Below are 18,441 nucleotides of genomic sequence, written 5' to 3'. Positions count from 1 at the left end.
CCGCTGACTACTCTGCACGGGTGCCCACCGAGCTGATCCTGCTGCCCCGAGTCTCCTGTCGTGGACGGGAGATCACCGCGCCCCGGCTGCGTGGACTGCTGGCGTTGCTCGCGGAGGACCCGCGCGGCGGCTGCAGCACCGGCCGGCTGGTGGAGGGGCTGTGGCCGGAGGAGCTGCCCGAGCGGCCCGGCAAGGCCGTGCAGATCCTGGTGTCCCGGCTCAGGTCCCAACTGGGCGCCGAGCTGATCGTGAGCACGCCGACGGGGTACCGGCTGGCGCTGGACGAGGCGCAGGTCGACAGTTCCGCGCTGCTGCTGCACGAGTCGGCGAGCGCCGAGCGGGCCCGGGCCGGGGACCACGCGGGCGCCCTGGCCGAGGCCGAGGCCGGGCTGGCGCTCTGGGACGGAAACGTGGGCGCCGGCGCGGGAGAGGATCTGCACGATCCAGTGGTCGCGCTGCGTGCCGGGCGGCTCCGGGCACAGCGCTCGCTGGTCCGGTCCCGGGCGCTCGCGCTGGCCCGGCTGGGGCGGCGGGCACAGGCCGCGGCACCGCTGGCCGCGCTGGCCCGGGAGCTGCCGCGGGACGAGGAGGTGCTGGCGGAGCTGTTGCGGAGCGAGGCCGGGACCACCGGGCGGGCGGCCGCGCTGACCCGGTACGACGCCTACCGCCGCAGGCTGCGCGACGAGCTGGGGACCGACCCCGGGCCCGGGCTCGCAGCCGTCCACCAGGAGCTGGTGCGCGCGGATGTGCCGAGGGTCAGGCACGGAGTGCCGTACGAGCCGAACCCGCTGCTGGGGCGGGACGCGGACGTCGCCGCCGTGGGCGCGCTGCTGCGCGGGTTCCGGGTGGTCAGCGTCGTCGGTCCCGGCGGTCTGGGCAAGACCCGGCTCTCCCACGCGGTGAGCCGCGCCGCCGATCAGCCGGTGGTGTACTTCGTCGGCCTCGCCGGTGTCCTCGCCGACGCCGACGTGGCCGACGAGGTGGCCTCGGCCGTCGGCGCCGGGGAGGGCGGCAGGTTCAGCGGTGGCGCAGACGCCGTGAGCGGCATCCTGACGGCGCTGGGGACCGGACCCGCGCTGCTGGTGCTGGACAACTGCGAGCAGGTGATCGCCGGTGCCGCCGGTCTCGTACGGACGCTGGTGTCGCGGTCCGCGGAGCTGCGGGTGCTGGTCACCAGCCGGGCGCCGCTCGGACTGACCTCGGAGTCCGTGTACGCCCTGCCGGAGCTCTCGCCGACGACGTCGGCCGAGCTCTTCGAGCAGCGGGCGCGGGCCGCCCGGCCGGGTGTGGAGCTGCCCGCCGATCAGGTCGCCGAGATCTGCCGGCACCTGGACGGGCTGCCGCTGGCCGTGGAGCTGGCCGCGGCCCGGGTGCGGGTGCTGTCCGTCGCCGACATCGCGCGCCGCCTCCAGGACCGGTTCGCGCTGCTGCGCGGCGGCGCCCGCGACGCGCCCGAGCGGCATCGCACCCTGCGCGCCGTGGTCGAGTGGAGCTGGAACCTCCTGGAGCCCGACGGCCGGGCGGCGCTGCGTGCCCTGTCGGTGTTCCCGGGCGGATTCACCGAGGAGGCCGCCGAGTACCTGCTGGGAGAGATCGCGGAGAAGGGGGACGCGCTCGGCCTGCTGGACCAGTTGGCCGGTCAGTCCCTGCTCAAGGTGGACGAGGGCCCTTCCGGCGTGCGTTTCCACATGCTGGAGACGCTGCGGGAGTTCGGTGCCGTCCGGCGCGCCGAGGCCGGTGAGCAGGAGGCCGTGACCGGCCGGTTCCTGCTCTGGGCCCGGGACTTCGGGCGGGCCCACCACGACGCGCTGTTCCGCCGCGACCCGGTGCCCGCGTGGTTCCGTATCCGCGCCGAGCGGGACAACCTCGTCCTGGCCCTGCGGTACGCGCTGGCCCGCGGCGACGGACCCGCCACCGCGGCGGCCACCGCCGTACTGGCCTCCCTGTGGGTCACCGACTCCAGCTACGGCAGGCTCGTCGCCCTGTGTGCCGAGACCGGCGGGCCGCTGTCCCGGTTCCGTCCCGGCCCCGACCGCCCCGAGGACGTGGAGGCGGCCCGTACCGCGGCCGCCGTGTGCACGGGCGCCCTCTTCGTGGGCCTGGGCCCGCACGCCGTACGTCAGTTGGTCACTCTGCGCCGGCTGCCGTCCGCACCGGCGGACACCGTCGTACGGGCGATGGCCCTCGTACTGTGCGCCACCCCGGACATCCGCCCGCCGCAGTACGCCCGGCTCCAGCAGCTGTGCGCCGCCGACGAGCCCCTGCTGGCGGGCACGGCGTGGAGCGTGGCCAGCTACGTCTGGGAGGCCGAGCACGACACGGCGCGGGCGCTGGAGTGCGCCCGCAAGCTGCCCGGGACGCTGGGGACCCTGGGCAATCCGGCCATGCAGCTGCTCAGTCACGGGCGGATCAGCGAGCTGTGCATGCAGGCCGACCTGGGCGAGGAGGCGTACGACCATCTGCGGGCGGCGCTGCGCACGCTCGACGAGTTCGAGGGCTGGCCGGACTCGATCGGGGTGCGCTGGGGGCTGGTGCTCGCCTGTCTCCAGCGCGGGGAGATCGACGAGGCGGAGTACTGGCTGGACCTCGCGGCCCTGGACCGGCAGCCGGAGTCCGCCCGGATCTACGCCCCCGATCTGGTGGCCCGGGCCGAGATCGCGCTGGCCCGGGGGCTGACCGAGGTCGGGCTCGGGCTGTGGCGCCGGGCGGTCGAGCGGATCCGGGAGGACAGTGTGGTGCTCGCCGGCGATCCGTTCGTGGATCCCTGGGCGCTCCAGGTGCAGTCGGCGGCGCTGGCGGCGCACGCGCAGCACGGCCGGCTCGAACCGGTGGCCGCGCTGGCCGGGCAGTTGAGGGCACGGCTCCTGCGGATGCTCTCCGGGACACCGGGGGACGACACCGGGGAGAACACCACCCCGGCCGGCCCCGGGGCCGTGGTCCCGGCCGACCCCGAGGCCGCTCCGGTCGACTCGTCCGTGCTCGAACTCCCCGTGTACGGGACGGCGTTGCTCGCTCTCGGATTCGCCGGGCTGGCCACGGGCGATCCGGGTGCCGTACGGCTGGTGGCGCTGGCGGAGCGGATGCCCGCGGTGCGTGAGGTGCCCACCCTGGCCCGGGCCCGGTCCCAGGAGGCGGCCGAGAACGCGGACCGGGCCGCGTACGCCGACGCGAAGTCGGAGTACGCGGCCCTGGGGCGGGATCAACTGCGTCTCGCGGCCCTGCACGAGCTCACTGCCGGGGCTCGCGGCTGAACTGCGCCTTCGACCACAGGTAGCCCAGCACGATCAGCACCAGACACCAGCCGAGGGACAGCACGGCGTTCCTCGTTCCGATCCCGTTGCCCAGCAGCAGGCCGCGCAGGGTCTCGATGAAGGGCGAGAACGGCTGGTACTCGGCGAACCAGCGGAACCAGCCCGGCATGGCGTCCACCGGTACGAACGCGCTGGACAGGAACGGCAGCATGACCAGCGGGTAGCCCATGTTGCTGGCGCCCTCGGGGTTCGGGGCGGCCAGGCCGATGCCGACCGCGATCCAGGTCAGCGCCAGGCTGACCAGGGCCATCAGCCCGGCGGCCGCGATCCACTCCACCGGACCCGCGTTCGGCCGGAACCCGATGGCCAGTCCGATGCCCAGGACCAGGACCAGGGCCATCAGCGTCTGGATCACGGTGCCCAGCACGTGGCCGATCAGCACGGAGGCGCGGGAGATCGCCATGGTGCGGAACCGGGCCATGATGCCCTCGGTCATGTCGGTGGCCACGGACACGGAGGTACCGAGCGAGGTCATGGCCAGGGTCAGGAAGAGGATGCCCGGGACGAGGTAGGCGACGTAGTCGGACCGGTCGGCGTGGCCTCCGGTGATGCCGGCGCTCATCACGTTGCCGAAGACGTAGACGAACAGGAGCAGCAGGACGACCGGGGTGAGCAGGAGGTTCAGGGTGAGGGAGGGGTAGCGGCGGGCGTGCAGGAGGTTGCGCCGCAGCATGGTGAGGTTGTCACGGAAGGCGTGGCCGGCGGTGCTCATCGGGCGGTCTCCTTGTCGGTGGCGGCTGCGGGGGTGCCCGTCAGGGCGAAGAACACGTCGTCCAGGTCGGGGGTGTGCACGGAGAGTTCGTCGGCCTCGATGCCGGCCGCGTCGAGCCAGTCGAGGATCGCGCGCAGCTCGCGCTGGGAGCCGCCGCTGGGGACCTGCAGGACGAGCGCCTCGTCGTCCCGCGTGGTCTCGCGCAGTTCGGTGGCCGCCCGCTCGTACGTCAGCGGGTCGGAGAACCGCAGTCGTACGTGGCCGCCGGGGACAAGTCGCTTGAGTTCCCCGGCACTTCCCTCGGCGACGAGCTTCCCGCCGTTGAGCACCGCGATGCGGTCGGCGAGTTGGTCGGCCTCCTCCAGGTACTGGGTGGTGAGGAAGACGGTGGTCCCGCCGGAGACCAGTTCGCGGATGATCTGCCACATGGTGTGGCGGGAGCGCGGGTCCAGGCCGGTGGTCGGCTCGTCCAGGAAGATGATCCGGGGGCTGCCGACCAGGGTCATGGCGATGTCGAGGCGGCGCCTCATGCCGCCGGAGTAGCTGGAGGCGGGCTTGCGCGCGGCCTCGGTCAGGTCGAAGCGCGCCAGCAGTTCGGCGGTGACCCGGCGTCCCTCACTCCTGGAGAGGTGGTGCAGGTCGGCCATGAGGAGCATGTTCTCCTCGCCGGTGATCAGGCCGTCCACGGCGGAGAACTGTCCGGTGACACCGATGGCGGCCCGGACCGACTGGGCCCGCGTGGTGATGTCGTGGCCGGCGATCGTGGCCCGGCCCGCGTCGGCGGCGATCAGGGTGGAGAGGATGTTGACCGCCGTGGTCTTGCCGGCGCCGTTCGGTCCGAGGAGGGAGAAGATCGTGCCGGCCGGGACCCGGAGGTCGATGCCGTCGAGGACGGTCAGGTCCCCGTAGGCCTTGCGCAACCCGGTCGCCACGATGGCGAGTTCGCTGTCTGTCGTCGTCATGCCGCAGAGCTTGCGGCCGCGCGGGTTCAACGGGGCTTCAGCCGGGTTTCAGCGCCGGGCGGACGGTTTCAGCGGGCGGTTTCAGCGGGCGGTTTCGGGCCGGCACGCGGGTTCGGTCGGCCGACAGCTCCTTTCCATATTTTTCCCATAGGAAAGGTGGGTACGGTCCGCCGCATGCATTCCACCGGCCCGATCGTCGTCGCGGGAGCCCTGGTCGGGTTCGCCGTGGGTCTCACCGGCATGGGCGGCGGGGCCCTCATGACTCCGGTCATGGTCATGGTGTTCGGGGTGAACCCGACGGCGGCGATCGGCAGCGACCTGGCCGCGTCGGTGTTCATGAAACCGTTCGGCGCGCTGGTCCATCACCGGGCCGGCACCGTGCGCTGGGACATCGTGCGCCTGCTGCTGCCCACCGCGGTCCCGGCGGCCTTCGGCGGCGTCTTCCTGCTCCGCGCCCTCGGCGACGGCGAAGCCCTTCAGCGACACGTCAAGTACGTCGTCGGTACGGCGCTGATGCTCGCCGTCGCGGGCATGCTCGCCCGGCTGTGGCTGGACCGCCGCCGGGCCGACTCCGAGGACGAGGACAAGGGCGAGGACGGGGACGGGGACGGGGACGCCGGGGTTCCGGTACGGCCGGTGGCGACGGCGCTCATCGGGCTGGTGGGCGGGACGATCGTGGGGATGACCTCGGTCGGCTCCGGCTCCCTGGTCATCGTCCTGCTGATGCTGGCCCACCCGCGTCTCAAGGCGAACCATCTCGTCGGCACGGACCTGGTGCAGGCCATCCCGATGGTGGCCGCGGCGGCCCTCGGCCACCTGCTCGTCGGCGACGCCGACCTGGGTCTCGCGGCGACCCTCCTGATCGGCGCGGTGCCGGGCGTCCTGGCCGGTTCGGCCGTCTCCAGCCGGGTGGCGGGCGGCGCGGTGCGCTGGGCACTGGTCGTGCTGCTGACCGGGTCCGGGCTGTCCATGTTGCAGGCGCCTTCGGCCGTCGTCGTGCTCGGTTGCCTGGGGACGGCACTGCTCGGCGGGACGGTCGGCGTGCGCGCCCGCCGTGCCGCACGCTCCCGCGCGGCGACCGCCCCAGCGACCGACCCAGCGACCGACGCAGCGACCGACGCAGCCGGCGCGAGGTGAATCCAGCGTTCCGGCTCCGGCCCGACTCGCGGAGGTCGCCACCCGCGCGCGACCATGGCATGAGTCGGCCTTGAAGGAGCGCACATGCTACGGAACCGACTGCTCACCTCGGCCGCGGCACTGAGCGCGGCCGCCGCACTGGGCCTGGGCGTACCGCACACCGCGGCGGCCGCCACCGACCACTCCTGCTCCTACGTGTCGTCGGACTACCGGCCCACGCTCACGTACGGCAACAGCGGCGCGGCGGTCAGGCAGGCCCAGTGCCTCAGCAACGCCTGGAGCGGCCAGCCGCCGAAACTGGCGACCAGCGGGGTCTACGGCGACCTCATGCTGAAGAAGATCGAGTGGATCCAGGTCTGCCACGGCCTCCCGGAGAGCGGCGTGATCGAGGGCCGCACCTGGCACGTCCTGTACGAGCCGGCCCTGGACTGTCACGACCCGTACCCGCGCTGACGCCTCTCCTGACCCCCCTCTGCCCCCTTCCGCCCCTCTTTGCCCTCTCCCGCGGCCTCCCCTGCCGCGGAAGCGCCGACCTCCCCGCCCAAAGGCCGGTTAGGCTGTCGTAAAGAAATCGCAAAGAGACAGCGGAACGAGTACGGACGAGACAGGGGAGACAGCCTTGGGGGCTCCACGCCTGAGCAGGACGCCGTTGCCGGGAATCGGCGTACGTTACGACCTCACCACACGGGAGCAGCGCAGGCTCTCCGTGGTCGCGCACCGGGACGGTTCGCGGATCGTGAGCGCCTACCACCAGGACGACCCCGACGCCTGCGCCCTGTCGGTGCGGCTGTCCTCGGGTGAGGCGGACGCGCTCATCGACGCGCTGATGCCGACGCACCACAGCCCGAACCTGCTCTCCACCACCGATCTGGGCCTGGTGGCCGAGCGGATCGAGCTGGGCGCCACGTCGTACTGGAACGGCAGGCTGCTCGGCGAGACCCGGATGCGCACCGAGACGGGGGTGTCGATCGTGGCCGTGCTGCGCCGCGCCGAGGCGGTCCCCTCCCCCGCACCGGACTTCCGGCTCGCCGGCGGGGACACCCTCATCGTGATCGGCACCCGCGAGGGCGTCGACGCGGCCGCCTCCATACTCGGGCGGGAGTGAGGCCGCCGTGCACGACTCCGCCGTCTTCCTGATCGAGTTCGGGGCGATCATCCTCGGCCTGGGCCTGCTCGGCCGGCTCGCCGGACGCTTCCGGTTCTCGCCCATCCCCCTCTACCTGCTGGCCGGGCTCGCCTTCGGCGAGGGCGGGATCTATCCGCTCGGCACCAGCGAGGAGTTCGTCGCGATCGGCGCCGAGATCGGTGTCGTCCTGCTGCTGCTGATGCTCGGCCTGGAGTACACGGCCAGCGATCTCGTCTCCAACCTCAAGACCCAGTACCCGGCGGGCCTGGTCGACGCCGCGCTCAACGCGCTGCCCGGCGCGGCCATGGCCCTGTTGCTGGGCTGGGGCCCGGTGGCGGCCGTGGTGCTGGCCGGTGTCACCTGGATCTCGTCGTCCGGGGTCATCGCCAAGGTCCTCGGCGACCTGGGACGCCTCGGCAACCGGGAGACCCCGGTGATCCTGAGCATCCTGGTCCTCGAGGACCTGTCCATGGCGGTCTACCTGCCGATCGTCACCGCGCTGCTCGCCGGTGCCGGCCTGGCCGCCGGCAGCCTCACCCTGGCGATCGCCCTCGGGGTGGCGGGGCTGGTGCTGGTGGTGGCGGTGCGCTACGGCCGCCACATCTCGCGGTTCGTCTCCAGCGACGACTCGGAGAAGCTGCTGCTGGTGGTGCTGGGTCTGACGCTGCTGGTCGCCGGGATCGCGCAGCAGCTCCAGGTGTCCGCCGCCGTCGGCGCGTTCCTCGTCGGCATCGCGCTCTCCGGCGAGGTGGCGGAGGGCGCGCATCATCTGCTCGCGCCGCTGCGTGACCTGTTCGCGGCCGTCTTCTTCGTCTTCTTCGGCCTGCACACCGACCCGGCGAGCATTCCTCCGGTGCTGCTGCCCGCGCTCGCCCTGGCGGTGGTGACCGCGCTGACGAAGGTCGCCACCGGGTACTGGGCGGCGAGGCGCGCCGGAATCTCCGTCAGGGGCCGCTGGCGGGCCGGCGGCACGCTGGTCGCCCGCGGCGAGTTCTCCATCGTCATCGCGGGTCTCGCCGTCACCTCCGGCATCGAGCCCTCCCTGGGCCCGCTGGCCACGGCGTACGTCCTGATCCTCGTCGTCGTCGGCCCTCTCACCGCCCGCTACACCGAACCTCTGGCCCGCCGCCTCACCCGCCGGTCCGAGCCCGCGGACACCGTCGCCCGCGTACCCGCGCAGGCCGGCGCGACGGACCAGGAGACAGCGCCTGTGGGAAACAGCGCGGGCGGGAAATGACCGGCACACGGAAGAAACGCGCGCGGCCGGCTGAGCCGGTGGCCCGGCGGGCGACCGGTCGACGCACCGATCCGGCCCGTCAGTTGTTCCAGGTCTCGTCGTACGGGTCGGCCGGGGTCGGGATCGGCTTGGCCTCGGTGACCTGGAGGAACGGGATCGGGCCGTCGTTCACCGGGTCGCGGGTCTGCTTCGTGGTGTAGGTGCCCGTCACCTGGAGCCAGGCGTCCGGCTGGAGAACCGGGGGGATCTTGCCGGTCAGGCCCACCTTGACCGGTTGGGCGTCCGCCGCACAGCAGTTGAGGGCCATGCGGACGAGATACGGGGTGCCCGACGAGTCGACGGCCACGAACCCGGCTGTCCGGACCTGGCGGCCGGCGAGCGAGCGGCCGTGGTCGTACACCGCGCGGCCCGCGTAGTCGACCAGGTTGAGCGGCATCGGGTCGGACTTGGGCAACTTCAGGTAGCCGTAGGGCTGTTGCAGGGCCGTCCCGGTGCGCAACGCGCTGTAGGAGCCGAGCGCGGGCGGGGCCACGAGGATCAGGGCGAGGAGGGGGAGGACCAACAGCCAGGAGATGCGGGGTTCCTGATGGACATGCGCCTCCGAGTGGGCGTGCGCCTCGGGGAGCGTCTCCGGATGCGTTTCCGAGTGCGTCACCGGGTGCGTCTCGGTCCGTGGCGTGGCCGTAGCCGTAGCCGTGGACTCCTTCCGGGCGCGGGCGCGCTTCCACTCGTACCACGCGGTCGCCAGCGCGGAGACGATCAGGACGGCGCCGGCCGCCAGCACCAGTGGTCGCAGACCCGCCTTCACATAGCGCAGGTAGAGGTCGGTGCCGCCCGCGTGCAGCAGGGCCGCTCCGACCAGGAACATCACCGCCGCCTGGGCCTGCCGGTTCACAGCAGTACCGCCCCGGTCAGGACCGCGCCGGCGATCGCCGCCACGAAGGTCGCCGGCGCGAAGCGCAGCGCGAAGCCGCGACCGAAGGTGCCCGCCTGCATCGCGAACAGCTTGAGGTCGATCATCGGGCCCACGATCAGGAAGGCCAGTTTCGCGGTGAGCGAGAACTGGGTGAGGGATGCCGCCACGAACGCGTCCGCCTCCGAGCAGATGGACAGGAGCACGGCCAGGACCGACAGGGCGAGGATCGCGATCAGCGGGTCGGCGGCGGCCGTCCGAAGCCAGTCGGCCGGGGCCACCGCCTTCAGCGTCGCCGCGGCCATCGCGCCGAGTACCAGGAAGCCGCCCGCCTGCATGGTGTCGTGCCGGACCGAGGACCAGAACGCCTCCCCCCTGGTCTCGCCCTGGTGGTGGGCGTGCGCCGGCAGCCGCAGCCAGTCGGTACGGCCCAGGCGCTGCCACAGCCAGCCCATCGCGCACGCCACCAGCAGGCTGCCGGCGAACCGGCCCACGACCATCTCGGGATCGCGCGGGAACGCCACCGCCGTCGCGGTCAGCACGATCGGGTTGATGGCGGGGGCGGAGAGCAGGAAGGCGATGGCCGCGGCCGGGGTGACGCCCCGGCGGACCAGGGCACCGGCCACCGGCACCGACGCGCACTCGCAGCCGGGAAGGATCACCCCGGCCAGGCCCGCGACCGGGACCGCCAGGGCGGGGTGGCCGGGCAGGGCGCGGGCGAAGAAGGACGGGGGCACGAAGACCGCGATCGCCGCCGAGAGGAGCACACCGAGGACGAGGAAGGGGAGCGCCTGCACGACGACCGCCACGAACACCGTCATCCAGCTCTGCATCACCGGCGTGGACAGCGCACCGCGTACCGGGCCCTGGAACACCACCACCAGGAGGAGCAGCAGGGTCAGGGCGAGAGGGGAACTGAGGTGCCAGCCCTCCTGACCGGGCGGGGTGCCGGTGCCGTCGGGGCCGGGGGTCCCGTCCCCGGGCACCTCGCCGGGCGGGGCGGCTTTCTCGGTGATGGCCACGGGTCCGATACCTCCGGCACTTCGGTCAGATCCGGGGATTGTGCCCCCTGCCCTTCCCTACGGGCGGTCAGGGGCGGCTGTTCACTTCGTTGCTGGAACCATGCGTCCCGTTGAGGCAGTCTTTTCCCTTGTGGCGAGCGTTCCGTATCAGGGTGGTGGCGCCCCGGACCACATGGTGGTCTGCGGCGACGACGGTCTCGCGCACCGGCTGGCGGCCGAGTTGCGCGTGGTGTACGGCGAACAGGTCACCCTCGTCGTACCACCGAACGTGCGGATCGCCAGGCCGCCGGTCGTCGGCCGGGCCCGGGCCGCCTCGGCCGCGCTCCTGGACCGGGTGGTCAGCGCCGCCGTGGGCCGGGCCAACGGCAACGTCACCGGCGGCGCGGGCGCCGGCAGCGGTCCGGCCGCTGGTGAAGGGCCGCGCGGGGAGCGGGTGCTGGAGGCCGTGGAAGCCTCCGAGGCCGTGCTCGCCGAGGCGGGCGTGGAGCGGGCCGCCGCGCTCGCGTTGGTGTACGACGACGACGAGACCAACATCCGGGCCGCTCTCACCGCCCGCCGGCTGAACCCCCGGCTGCGGCTGGTGCTGCGCCTCTACAACCGGCGGCTGGGCGCGCACATCGAGGAACTCCTCGACCAGGCGGCCGTGCTGGCCGTCGGAGCCACGGACGGCGGGGCGGCCGACACGTCCACGACCGTGCTCTCCGACGCCGACACGGCGGCACCCGCGCTGGCCGCCACCGCGCTGGCCGGGAGCGGCAAGGTGATCCAGACGGAGGGGCTGGTGCTGCGCGCGGTGGACCTGCCGCCGGGCGCCCTCACCGGGCCGGACATCGACCGGGGCCTGTGCACACTGGCGCTTTTCTCGGCGAACAACAACGGTCCCGCACCGGTCGAGGGCAACGGTGAACAGGGGCCGCGGCTGCTGCCCGACGACGCGGAGGTCCGGGCCGCCGGCGGGCGGGGCGTGATGGTGCTGGAGCAGGTGTCGTCCTCCGTGGCGGCGGCGCAGGAGCGGCGCCGGGACGGGGTGGGCGCCGAGGTCGTCCCGCTGATCGCCTCGCTGTTCTCGCGGCGGCTGCGCTGGTCGCTGGCCGGCGTCGTGGGGTGTGTGGTCGCGCTCGCGGTCGCGCTGTCGGTGGTGACGGGCATCCATCCGGTACGGGCCTTCTACTACACGCTCCTCGACCTGTTCGCCATCGACGATCCCGCGATCGGGCAGTCGCTGGGGCGTCAGATCCTTCAACTTCTCTCAGGACTCATGGGGTTGCTGTTGCTGCCGGTGCTGCTGGCGGCGGTCCTGGAGGCGCTCGGCACCTTCCGGACGGCGACCGCGCTGCGCAAGCCGCCGCGGGGACTGAGCGGGCACGTGGTGCTGCTGGGGCTCGGCAAGATCGGTACCCGGGTGCTGACGCGGCTGCGTGAACTGCAGGTGCCCGTGGTGTGCGTCGAGTCCGACCCGGAGGCGCGCGGACTGGCCGTGGCCCGGCGGCTGCGGGTGCCGGTGGTGCTCGGGGACGTCACCCAGGAGGGAGTCCTGGAGGCCGCCAAGATCCACCGGGCGCAGGCGCTGCTCGCGGTCACCAGCGCGGACACCACGAACCTGGAGGCGGTGCTCTACGCGCGGGCGGTGCGGCCCGACCTGAAGGCGGTGCTGCGGCTGTACGACGACGACTTCGCGACGGCCGTGTACCGGACGCTTCGGGCGGCGCATCCGCGTGCGGTCACCCGCAGCCGGAGCGTGTCCTATCTGGCGGCGCCGTCCTTCGCGGGGGCGATGCTGGGGCGGCAGATCCTCGGGGCGATTCCGGTGGAGCGCAAGGTGCTGCTGGTGGCGGCGGTGGATGTGGCCGGGCATCCGCAGCTGGAGGGACGCACCGTGCGGGGGGCGTTCCGGGCGGGGGCGTGGCGGGTGCTGGCGCTGGAGGGACAGGCCGAGGTCGCCGCTGACCACGTCCTGCGGGACGGCGACCGCGTGGTGGTCGCCGTCACCCGCCGGGGACTGGCGGAACTGTCCGGCCGGGTGCCGCCCGCCGACCCGCCCCGCTCACTCGGTTGAGAGGCGAGAGGCGAGAGGCGAGGAATGGGGGCGGGTCGCGGCGGTGGGACTCCGTGCGGGTACGTCGTGGCCGTTCGCGCCGTTCGCGCCGTTCCCCGCGCCCCTTGCGGGGCGCGGGACGGTGCGGTGGCCGTGCGGTCACGCGGGCCCGTGTCCTCGGCTCACTCCGTCGGCGCCGTCACCGCGGGCGTGAGGTGGCTCTCCGCGAACTCCATCTCCAGTCGCAGTTGCTTGATGCGCTCGTCGACCACCAGGGAGCCGTGGCCCGCGTCGTAGCGGTAGAGCTCGTGCGCGGCGGAGCGGGCGGCCAGGCGGGCGACGTAGTTGTCGATCTGGCGGATGGGGCAGCGGGGGTCGTTGACGCCCGCCGAGATGTAGACCGGGGCCTTCACGTCGTCGACGTAGGTCAGCGGCGAGCTGGCGGCGAAGCGGTCCGGAACCTCCTCCGGCGTGCCTCCCAGCAGCGTGCGGTCCATCGCCTTCAGTGACTCCATCTCGTCGTGGTACGCGGTCACGTAGTCGGCGACCGGGACGACGGCGATGCCCACCGCCCAGGACTCCGGCTGGGTGCCCAGGCCGAGCAGGGTGAGGTAGCCGCCCCAGGAGCCGCCGGTCAGAACCAGGCGGTCGGGGTCCGCCAGGCCCGACTCGACCGCCCAGTCCCGCACCGCCGCCACGTCCTCCAGCTCGATCAGGCCCACCCGGTGCTTCAGGGCGTCCGTCCAGGCCCGGCCGTAGCCCGTGGAGCCCCGGTAGTTGATGCGGACCACCGCGTAACCGTGGTCCACCCAGGCGGCGGGGCCGGCCGCGAAGCTGTCGCTGTCGTGCCAGGTCGGGCCGCCGTGCAGGTCGAAGACGGTCGGCAACGGACCCTCCGCGCCCGCCGGCTTCTGGATCAGCGCGTGGATGCGGCCGCCGGGGCCCTCCACCCACGCGTCGGAGACCGGGACGGACGGCGGGCACTTCATGCCCGGCGGGTCCAGGACCACCTCGCCCGTCGTCGACCGGACCACCGGCGGCTCGGCGGCGGAGGACCACAGGTACTCGACGCTCCCGTCGGGGCGGGCCGTCGCGCCGGAGACCGATCCGGCCGGGGTCGGGACCACGGTCAGCGCGCGCGTCGCCAGGTCGTAGCGGAACAGTCCGCTGCGGGCCTCGTGGCTGTGGACGATCAGCAGGGCGCTGCCGTCCGGGAACCACTCCGCGCTCACGTCGCCCGGCAGGTCCAGGGTCAGGTCCGTCTGCTCGCCGGTCACCACGTCCCACACCAGCGGCTCCCAGCGGCCGCGGCGCTGATGGCCGATGAGCAGCCGCGAGTCACCCTCGACCGGGGCGAATCCCAGTACCTCCAGGCCCAGTTCCTCGGTGCCGCCCCTGGTGTCGTCCAGCTCGGCGACCGGCGCTCCGTCCGGCCGGACCACGCGCAGCGCGGAGTGCATCGCGTCGCCGTGCTCGGTGTGCTCGATGGCGATCAGCGAGCCGTCGTGGGAGAGGTCGCCGACCCCCGCCGACTCGTGGTGGCGGTAGATCTCCCGCGGCCGCTCCCCCGCGGTGACCAGGTAGATCGTCGTGCCCTCGTCGTCGGTGGAGCGGCCGACGACCGCCGTGCTGCCGTCCCGGCCCAGCGCCAGGCCCGAGGGGTAGGAAGGCGCCAGGCCCGGTGTCGCCTCCTCGTCCGCGCCGCCGCCGAACGGCTGGCGGCGCCAGACGCCGAACTCGTCGCCGTCCTTGTCGTCGAACCACCAGATCCACGCGCCGTCCGGGGAGAGCAGCCCGTCCGTCGTGCCGTTCGGCCGGTTCGTCGCCTGGCGCTGCTCTCCGCTCGCGCGGTCCCAGGCGTACAGCTCATACGTCCCCGTCGCGTTCGACACGAACAGGGAACGGTCGGGGGCGTCCTCCGCCCAGTCCGGCAGGGAGACCCGAGGGGCGCGGAAGCGCTTCTCCCAGTCCGGCATGTCGCTCTCACTCATGGCCGCAGTCATGGCCCCATAGTGCCCGCACCCGCCCGCAACGCGCTGGCGGGCGTCCTCAGCCTGTGGACAACTTTGCGAGCGGCCGCCCGGACGGGCCGACCCCAATCCCGGCCCGACGCGGTCCGCCCCGTACCGTGGACGGTGTGTACCGCTTCCTGCTGACATCCCGCTGGTGGGGCATCAACGTCTTCGTGCTGCTCGCCATCCCGTTCTGCGTCTTCATGGGGTCCTGGCAGCTGAGCCGCTTCGAGTCGCGGGTCGAGGCGCACCGCAGCGCCGACAAGCAGGTCGTCGACGCGCGGACGGAAGCGGCCCGGCCGCTGGCCGACCTGCTCCCCGTGGACCAGTCGACCTCCGGCAAGCGGGCCACCGTCAGCGGCCGTTACGCCAAGCAGCTGCTGGTGCCGGACCGGCAGCTCGACGGCAAGAACGGCTTCTACGTCCTGGCCCTGCTGCGCACCGACTCCGGCCGGGCCCTGCCCGTGGTCCGCGGCTGGCTGCCCGGACGGGCCGACGCGGCGAAGGCGCCCGCACCGCCGGCCGGCGAGGTCACCGTCACCGGCGCGCTGCAGGCCTCCGAGACCCCCGGGGACAACGGCGTCAGCACCCAGGGCGGGCTGCCGTCCGGGCAGACGGCGGCGATCAGCGCGGCCTCGCTGGTGAACCTGGTGCCCTACCAGGTGTACGACGCGTGGATCACGCTGGACAGGGCCGACTCGGGGATGACCGCCGTACCGGCGACCGCGCCGGACAACTCCGGGCTCGACCTGAAGGCGTTCCAGAACCTCGGCTACACCGGTGAGTGGTTCGTCTTCGCGGGGTTCACGGTGTTCATGTGGTTCCGGCTGCTGCGCCGCGAGGTGGAGTTCGCCCGGGACGCGGCGCTCGGCCTGGTACCGGACGAGGAGAGCCCGGACCGGCAGCCGACCGTCGTCTGACACGGGCACCGGCGCACGGCCGACGCAGGCGGAGCGCCGGCCGGTGCCGCCGGATCAGGCGGAGGGCCGGGCCGGGGCCCGCATGCCGAGCCACTGCTCGGCGCCCCAGGCCACGAACCGCTCCACCTCGGTGAACCCCAGTTTCGCCGCGAGCCGCATCGAGCCGGCGTTGGCGCTCTGGGTGGTGAGCACCACCGGCTCGCCCGGGAATTCGCCGTCCAGCCAGCCGAGCGCCGCCGTGCACGCCTCGGTGGCGTATCCGGAGCCCCACGCCCGCGGCAGGAACAGGTAGCCGAGATCGGCCTTCCCCGCGGCGGCCGGGCGACGGTGGCCCGTCGCCCTCCGAAGCAGGATCTGGCCGATCATCGCCCCGTCGAGTTCGACGACGAAGCTCCCGGGTGCCCGCTGGGGCACCCGGGGCAGCTCGCGTTCGAGTTCGTCGCGCGGACGGGGGCCGCCCAGGTAGGTGTGCACCTCGGGCGAGGCGAGCAGCTCGACGAAGACGGCGCGGTCCCGGGGTTCCGGCTCACGCAGGACGAGCCGCTCGGTCCTGATCGGTTCGGGCGGCCAGGTCACGGATCCAAGATCTTCCATCGGCGCACGCTAACAGCGCCGGCGGAACGGCCGCGGGGAAGTCGCTGTTCCGGCCGGAACCCGCCCCCCGGACCGCCGCTGCCGCCGGTCACACCGCCGGCAGGACCCCGGTCCAGTAGACCGTCCCGGAGCAGGCGTTCGTCACCGTCGCGGAGCCGCTCGGGGACCCGGCCTCGGGGGTGTACGAGACCGCGACGCCGCCGTCGGCCGTGCCGTCCTCGGTGAGCAGCTGGGTGGTGACGCCCTCCGACCCGGTCGTGGTCGTACCGGTGCTGCTGGTGCTGGACGGGCTCGGGGAGGCCGTGGGGCCGCCGGTGTCGCCGGTGCCGCCGCTGGGGGAGCCGTCGGTCGGGCAGGTCGCCAGGGGGACGAAGCCGAACTTCTCGTCGTAGGCCGCGCCGGGGGCCAGCACCAGGCCGGTGAGCTCGGTGGACGGGTCGGGGAGCCCGGCCGCCGCGTCGCCCGAGGTGTGCCGGACGGCGCTGAGCTGGGTGGCGTCGGCCGCGCCCTGCGCGAGCAGGCCCACGCTGCCGGGGCCGCCGACGGTGCAGCTGGTCGTCGAGACGTTCACGATCCGGAAGGTGCCGTAGACGACACCCGTCGAGTCGGGGGCGTCGACGGTGGCGGTCGGGGTGCCGAGCTGGTCCGCGGTGCAGACCGGGGCCTTGGTGTCGGCGCTGGCCGAGGGGACGACCTTGGTGCCGCCCACGGCGCCGGTGCTCTCGCCCTTGTCGCTGTCCTTGGTGCCGCCGGAGTGCTGGCCGGTGGCCTGGCCGCTGCTGCCGCCCGCGGTGCTGGAACCGCCGTCGGGGTTCTTGCCGCCGGCCGAGCCGCCCTGGGCCTGGGAGGCCTGGCCGACGTTGGAGGTGTTGGGGTCGATGCCGCCGGAGTTGGAGACGTGCACCAGGGCGGGGACCGCGGTGCCGATGAACAGGGCGGCGGCCGCCATGCCGATGGCCGCCTGGCGCTTGCGTGCCCGGCGGGCCGGGACCGCGCGGCGCAGGTGGTCGAGGACGCCGTCGCTCGGTGCGAGGTCGTCGACCGCGGAGTGCAGCATGCGGCGCAGGGCCAGTTCGTCGGCGCCGAGCCCGTCGTGGTCGGAGCCGAGCCCGCCGAAGCCCGCTCCGAGCTGCTCGGGGCTCTTGTCGTCGGGGCCGTGGTTCACAGTTCCGTTCCCAGCGTGCGATTGCGTGTGCTCTTGCTCGTGGTCCCGGGCCTGTTCCCCCGAACCGTCCGGCTCCGCCGAACGGTGGGAGCCGTGCGACCCGCGACCGGTGTGTGACGCACCGTCCGGTGTCGGCTCGTGCCAAGCGTACGGCTCGTGGCGATCATGTGAGTCGCCTCCCTGGGGACTGTCCGTCATGCCGCCGACTCCATCGCCACCCGCAGTGCCGCGATGCCACGCGATCCGTACGCCTTCACCGAGCCCAGCGAGATGCCGAGCGTCTCGGCGACCTGCGCCTCGGTCATGTCGGCGAAGTACCGCAGCACGAGGACCTCGCGCTGGCGGCGCTGCAGGCCCTTCATCGCCTTGATCAGGTCACGCCGCTCCAGCTGGTCGTAGGCGCCCTCCTCGGCGCTCGCCATGTCGGGCATCGGCTTGGAGAGGAGCTTGAGGCCGATGATGCGGCGGCGCAGCGCTGAGCGGGAGAGGTTCACGACCGTCTGGCGGAGGTAGGCCAGGGTCTTCTCCGGGTCACGGACGCGTTTGCGGGCCGAGTGGACCCGGATGAACGCCTCCTGGACGACGTCCTCGCAGGACGCGGTGTCGTCGAGGAGGAGCGCGGCGAGGCCGAGCAGCGAACGGTAGTGCGCCCGGTAGGTCTCGGTGAGGTGGTCGACGGTGGTGCCGGCCGCCACCGTCTCCTCGGCGCCGTCGCGCTGGCTGGGTATGCGGGTGGGCCGCGCTGCGGGCATGGGCGCGATCACCGGCATGCCGCCGGCCGCGCCGGGCATGCGGGGGCGCAGGCCCGCGCGGGGCGGCCGCAAGGCCGTCGCGCCGGGGGGCGCACTGAGTTCGAGTACCTCTGCCACGACAGTTGGACACGCGTGCCCCCGTCGGGGTTGTACGTGCCGGGCATCACTTTCGTGTGACTCCCGCCGGACGGGGTCGCGCCGGGCGTGCCGGGGCGGCCGGCGCACGCGGCCGGGGCCGTTCTTCGCGCGTCCGGCAGCAGACCCGACGGTGCCTCAGATGCCGTCATGCGTCCCGCTCTTCCCTCGTGTCCCATTTGAACGGGCGTCCCCACGCCCTGATCACGGCGTCCCCACGCCAGGATCATGCGTCCCCACGGCCGGCCGGCCGGTCGCGTGAGCGCCCCATGAGAGGGCGATCGCAAAGACGCTCCCCGGCACCCGCGTGGTTGCGGGGCGCAGAGAGGGAAATCTTCGAACGCCAAGGGTCTGCGGTTCAAGTGGTTTGGACCATGCTCATGGCCACATTTCCGATCCGGACGGCTC

The 18,441-nt window shown here is 73.4% G+C and carries 15 protein-coding genes; 7 read left to right on the top strand and 8 right to left on the bottom strand.

The genetic code is table 11. The features are described 5' to 3' along the window. Positions 1 to 20: 20 nt before the first annotated feature. Positions 21 to 3,251 (top strand): ATP-binding protein, encoded by a 3,231-nt coding sequence (locus ACFY3I_RS37275; RefSeq protein WP_390865421.1) that lies wholly within the window; start codon positions 21 to 23, stop codon positions 3,249 to 3,251. Here ACFY3I_RS37275 and ACFY3I_RS37270 read toward each other — a convergent pair. Next, a complete protein-coding gene (locus ACFY3I_RS37270; protein ID WP_390865420.1) occupies positions 3,229 to 4,023 on the bottom strand; it encodes an ABC transporter permease in 795 nt (264 codons plus the stop codon). The two genes, ACFY3I_RS37275 and ACFY3I_RS37270, sit on opposite strands and share 23 nt — an antisense overlap. Then, complete coding sequence (locus ACFY3I_RS37265) at positions 4,020 to 4,985, bottom strand: ATP-binding cassette domain-containing protein (RefSeq protein ID WP_390865419.1); 966 nt, start codon at positions 4,983 to 4,985, stop codon at positions 4,020 to 4,022. Before ACFY3I_RS37265 ends, ACFY3I_RS37270 begins: the two co-directional genes overlap by 4 nt. Before the next feature lie 174 nt (positions 4,986 to 5,159). On the opposite strand from ACFY3I_RS37265, the gene ACFY3I_RS37260 reads away from it, so the two are divergent. From ACFY3I_RS37260 to ACFY3I_RS37245, 4 genes are all read left to right on the top strand, one after another. Beyond that, entirely contained in the window at positions 5,160 to 6,122 is a 963-nt protein-coding gene (locus tag ACFY3I_RS37260; protein ID WP_390865418.1) for a sulfite exporter TauE/SafE family protein, read from the top strand. 84 nt (positions 6,123 to 6,206) lie between these two features. Further along, positions 6,207 to 6,575 (top strand): hypothetical protein, encoded by a 369-nt coding sequence (locus tag ACFY3I_RS37255; RefSeq protein ID WP_365286638.1) that lies wholly within the window; start codon positions 6,207 to 6,209, stop codon positions 6,573 to 6,575. Positions 6,576 to 6,741: 166 nt separating this feature from the next. Next, positions 6,742 to 7,227, top strand: coding sequence for a TrkA C-terminal domain-containing protein (locus tag ACFY3I_RS37250; protein ID WP_365286640.1), 486 nt, complete (start codon positions 6,742 to 6,744; stop codon positions 7,225 to 7,227). 7 nt (positions 7,228 to 7,234) lie between these two features. Beyond that, positions 7,235 to 8,485, top strand: coding sequence for a cation:proton antiporter (locus tag ACFY3I_RS37245; RefSeq protein ID WP_390865417.1), 1,251 nt, complete (start codon positions 7,235 to 7,237; stop codon positions 8,483 to 8,485). A 79-nt stretch (positions 8,486 to 8,564) separates the two neighbouring features. Here the strand turns inward: ACFY3I_RS37245 and ACFY3I_RS37240 are convergent, their stop codons facing one another. Both ACFY3I_RS37240 and ACFY3I_RS37235 read right to left on the bottom strand, forming a co-directional pair. Further along, positions 8,565 to 9,380, bottom strand: coding sequence for a TIGR03943 family putative permease subunit (locus tag ACFY3I_RS37240; RefSeq protein WP_390865416.1), 816 nt, complete (start codon positions 9,378 to 9,380; stop codon positions 8,565 to 8,567). Beyond that, positions 9,377 to 10,420 (bottom strand): permease, encoded by a 1,044-nt coding sequence (locus ACFY3I_RS37235; RefSeq protein ID WP_390865415.1) that lies wholly within the window; start codon positions 10,418 to 10,420, stop codon positions 9,377 to 9,379. Before ACFY3I_RS37235 ends, ACFY3I_RS37240 begins: the two co-directional genes overlap by 4 nt. 172 nt (positions 10,421 to 10,592) lie before the next feature. Here ACFY3I_RS37235 and ACFY3I_RS37230 point away from each other — a divergent pair, with 172 nt between their 5' ends. Continuing rightward, positions 10,593 to 12,476 carry an NAD-binding protein gene (locus tag ACFY3I_RS37230; protein ID WP_390865445.1) on the top strand — a complete coding sequence of 628 codons (1,884 nt, stop codon included), beginning with the start codon at positions 10,593 to 10,595 and terminating at the stop codon, positions 12,474 to 12,476. A 161-nt stretch (positions 12,477 to 12,637) separates the two neighbouring features. On the opposite strand, the gene ACFY3I_RS37225 is transcribed toward ACFY3I_RS37230, so the two are convergent. Next, positions 12,638 to 14,446, bottom strand: a complete 1,809-nt coding sequence (locus ACFY3I_RS37225) for a prolyl oligopeptidase family serine peptidase (RefSeq protein ID WP_390865414.1) — start codon at positions 14,444 to 14,446, stop codon at positions 12,638 to 12,640. A 146-nt stretch (positions 14,447 to 14,592) separates the two neighbouring features. On the opposite strand from ACFY3I_RS37225, the gene ACFY3I_RS37220 reads away from it, so the two are divergent. Then, a complete protein-coding gene (locus ACFY3I_RS37220) occupies positions 14,593 to 15,387 on the top strand; it encodes an SURF1 family protein (protein WP_365286648.1) in 795 nt (264 codons plus the stop codon). A 54-nt stretch (positions 15,388 to 15,441) separates the two neighbouring features. Here the strand turns inward: ACFY3I_RS37220 and ACFY3I_RS37215 are convergent, their stop codons facing one another. From ACFY3I_RS37215 to ACFY3I_RS37205, 3 genes are all read right to left on the bottom strand, one after another. Beyond that, a complete protein-coding gene (locus tag ACFY3I_RS37215) occupies positions 15,442 to 15,981 on the bottom strand; it encodes a GNAT family N-acetyltransferase (protein WP_390865413.1) in 540 nt (179 codons plus the stop codon). Positions 15,982 to 16,069: 88 nt separating this feature from the next. Then, the gene (locus ACFY3I_RS37210; RefSeq protein ID WP_390865412.1) at positions 16,070 to 17,146 is read right to left on the bottom strand and encodes a hypothetical protein; all 1,077 of its coding nucleotides are present in this window, start codon (positions 17,144 to 17,146) and stop codon (positions 16,070 to 16,072) included. 194 nt (positions 17,147 to 17,340) lie between these two features. Next, positions 17,341 to 17,937 carry a SigE family RNA polymerase sigma factor gene (locus ACFY3I_RS37205; protein WP_390865444.1) on the bottom strand — a complete coding sequence of 199 codons (597 nt, stop codon included), beginning with the start codon at positions 17,935 to 17,937 and terminating at the stop codon, positions 17,341 to 17,343. Positions 17,938 to 18,441: the final 504 nt, after the last annotated feature.

It is taken from the genome of Streptomyces sp. NPDC001068 (genome assembly GCF_042897315.1).
In the GTDB taxonomy this organism is placed as follows: Bacteria; Actinomycetota; Actinomycetes; order Streptomycetales; family Streptomycetaceae; genus Streptomyces.
Note: the sequence above shows the minus strand (reverse complement) of the source record. Positions and strands in the feature narration are given on the sequence as shown.

Excerpts from the sequence above, each read along its gene's own strand:
- ACFY3I_RS37270 (WP_390865420.1), bottom strand. The coding sequence starts at position 4,023 with ATGAGCACCGCCGGCCACGCCTTCCGTGACAACCTCACCATGCTGCGG.
- ACFY3I_RS37265 (WP_390865419.1), bottom strand. The coding sequence starts at position 4,985 with ATGACGACGACAGACAGCGAACTCGCCATCGTGGCGACCGGGTTGCGC.
- ACFY3I_RS37260 (WP_390865418.1), top strand. The coding sequence starts at position 5,160 with ATGCATTCCACCGGCCCGATCGTCGTCGCGGGAGCCCTGGTCGGGTTC.
- ACFY3I_RS37255 (WP_365286638.1), top strand. The coding sequence starts at position 6,207 with ATGCTACGGAACCGACTGCTCACCTCGGCCGCGGCACTGAGCGCGGCC.
- ACFY3I_RS37230 (WP_390865445.1), top strand. The coding sequence starts at position 10,593 with ATGGTGGTCTGCGGCGACGACGGTCTCGCGCACCGGCTGGCGGCCGAG.
- ACFY3I_RS37225 (WP_390865414.1), bottom strand. The coding sequence starts at position 14,446 with ATGAGTGAGAGCGACATGCCGGACTGGGAGAAGCGCTTCCGCGCCCCT.
- ACFY3I_RS37215 (WP_390865413.1), bottom strand. The coding sequence starts at position 15,981 with ATGGAAGATCTTGGATCCGTGACCTGGCCGCCCGAACCGATCAGGACC.
- ACFY3I_RS37205 (WP_390865444.1), bottom strand. The coding sequence starts at position 17,937 with ATGCCCGGCGCGGCCGGCGGCATGCCGGTGATCGCGCCCATGCCCGCA.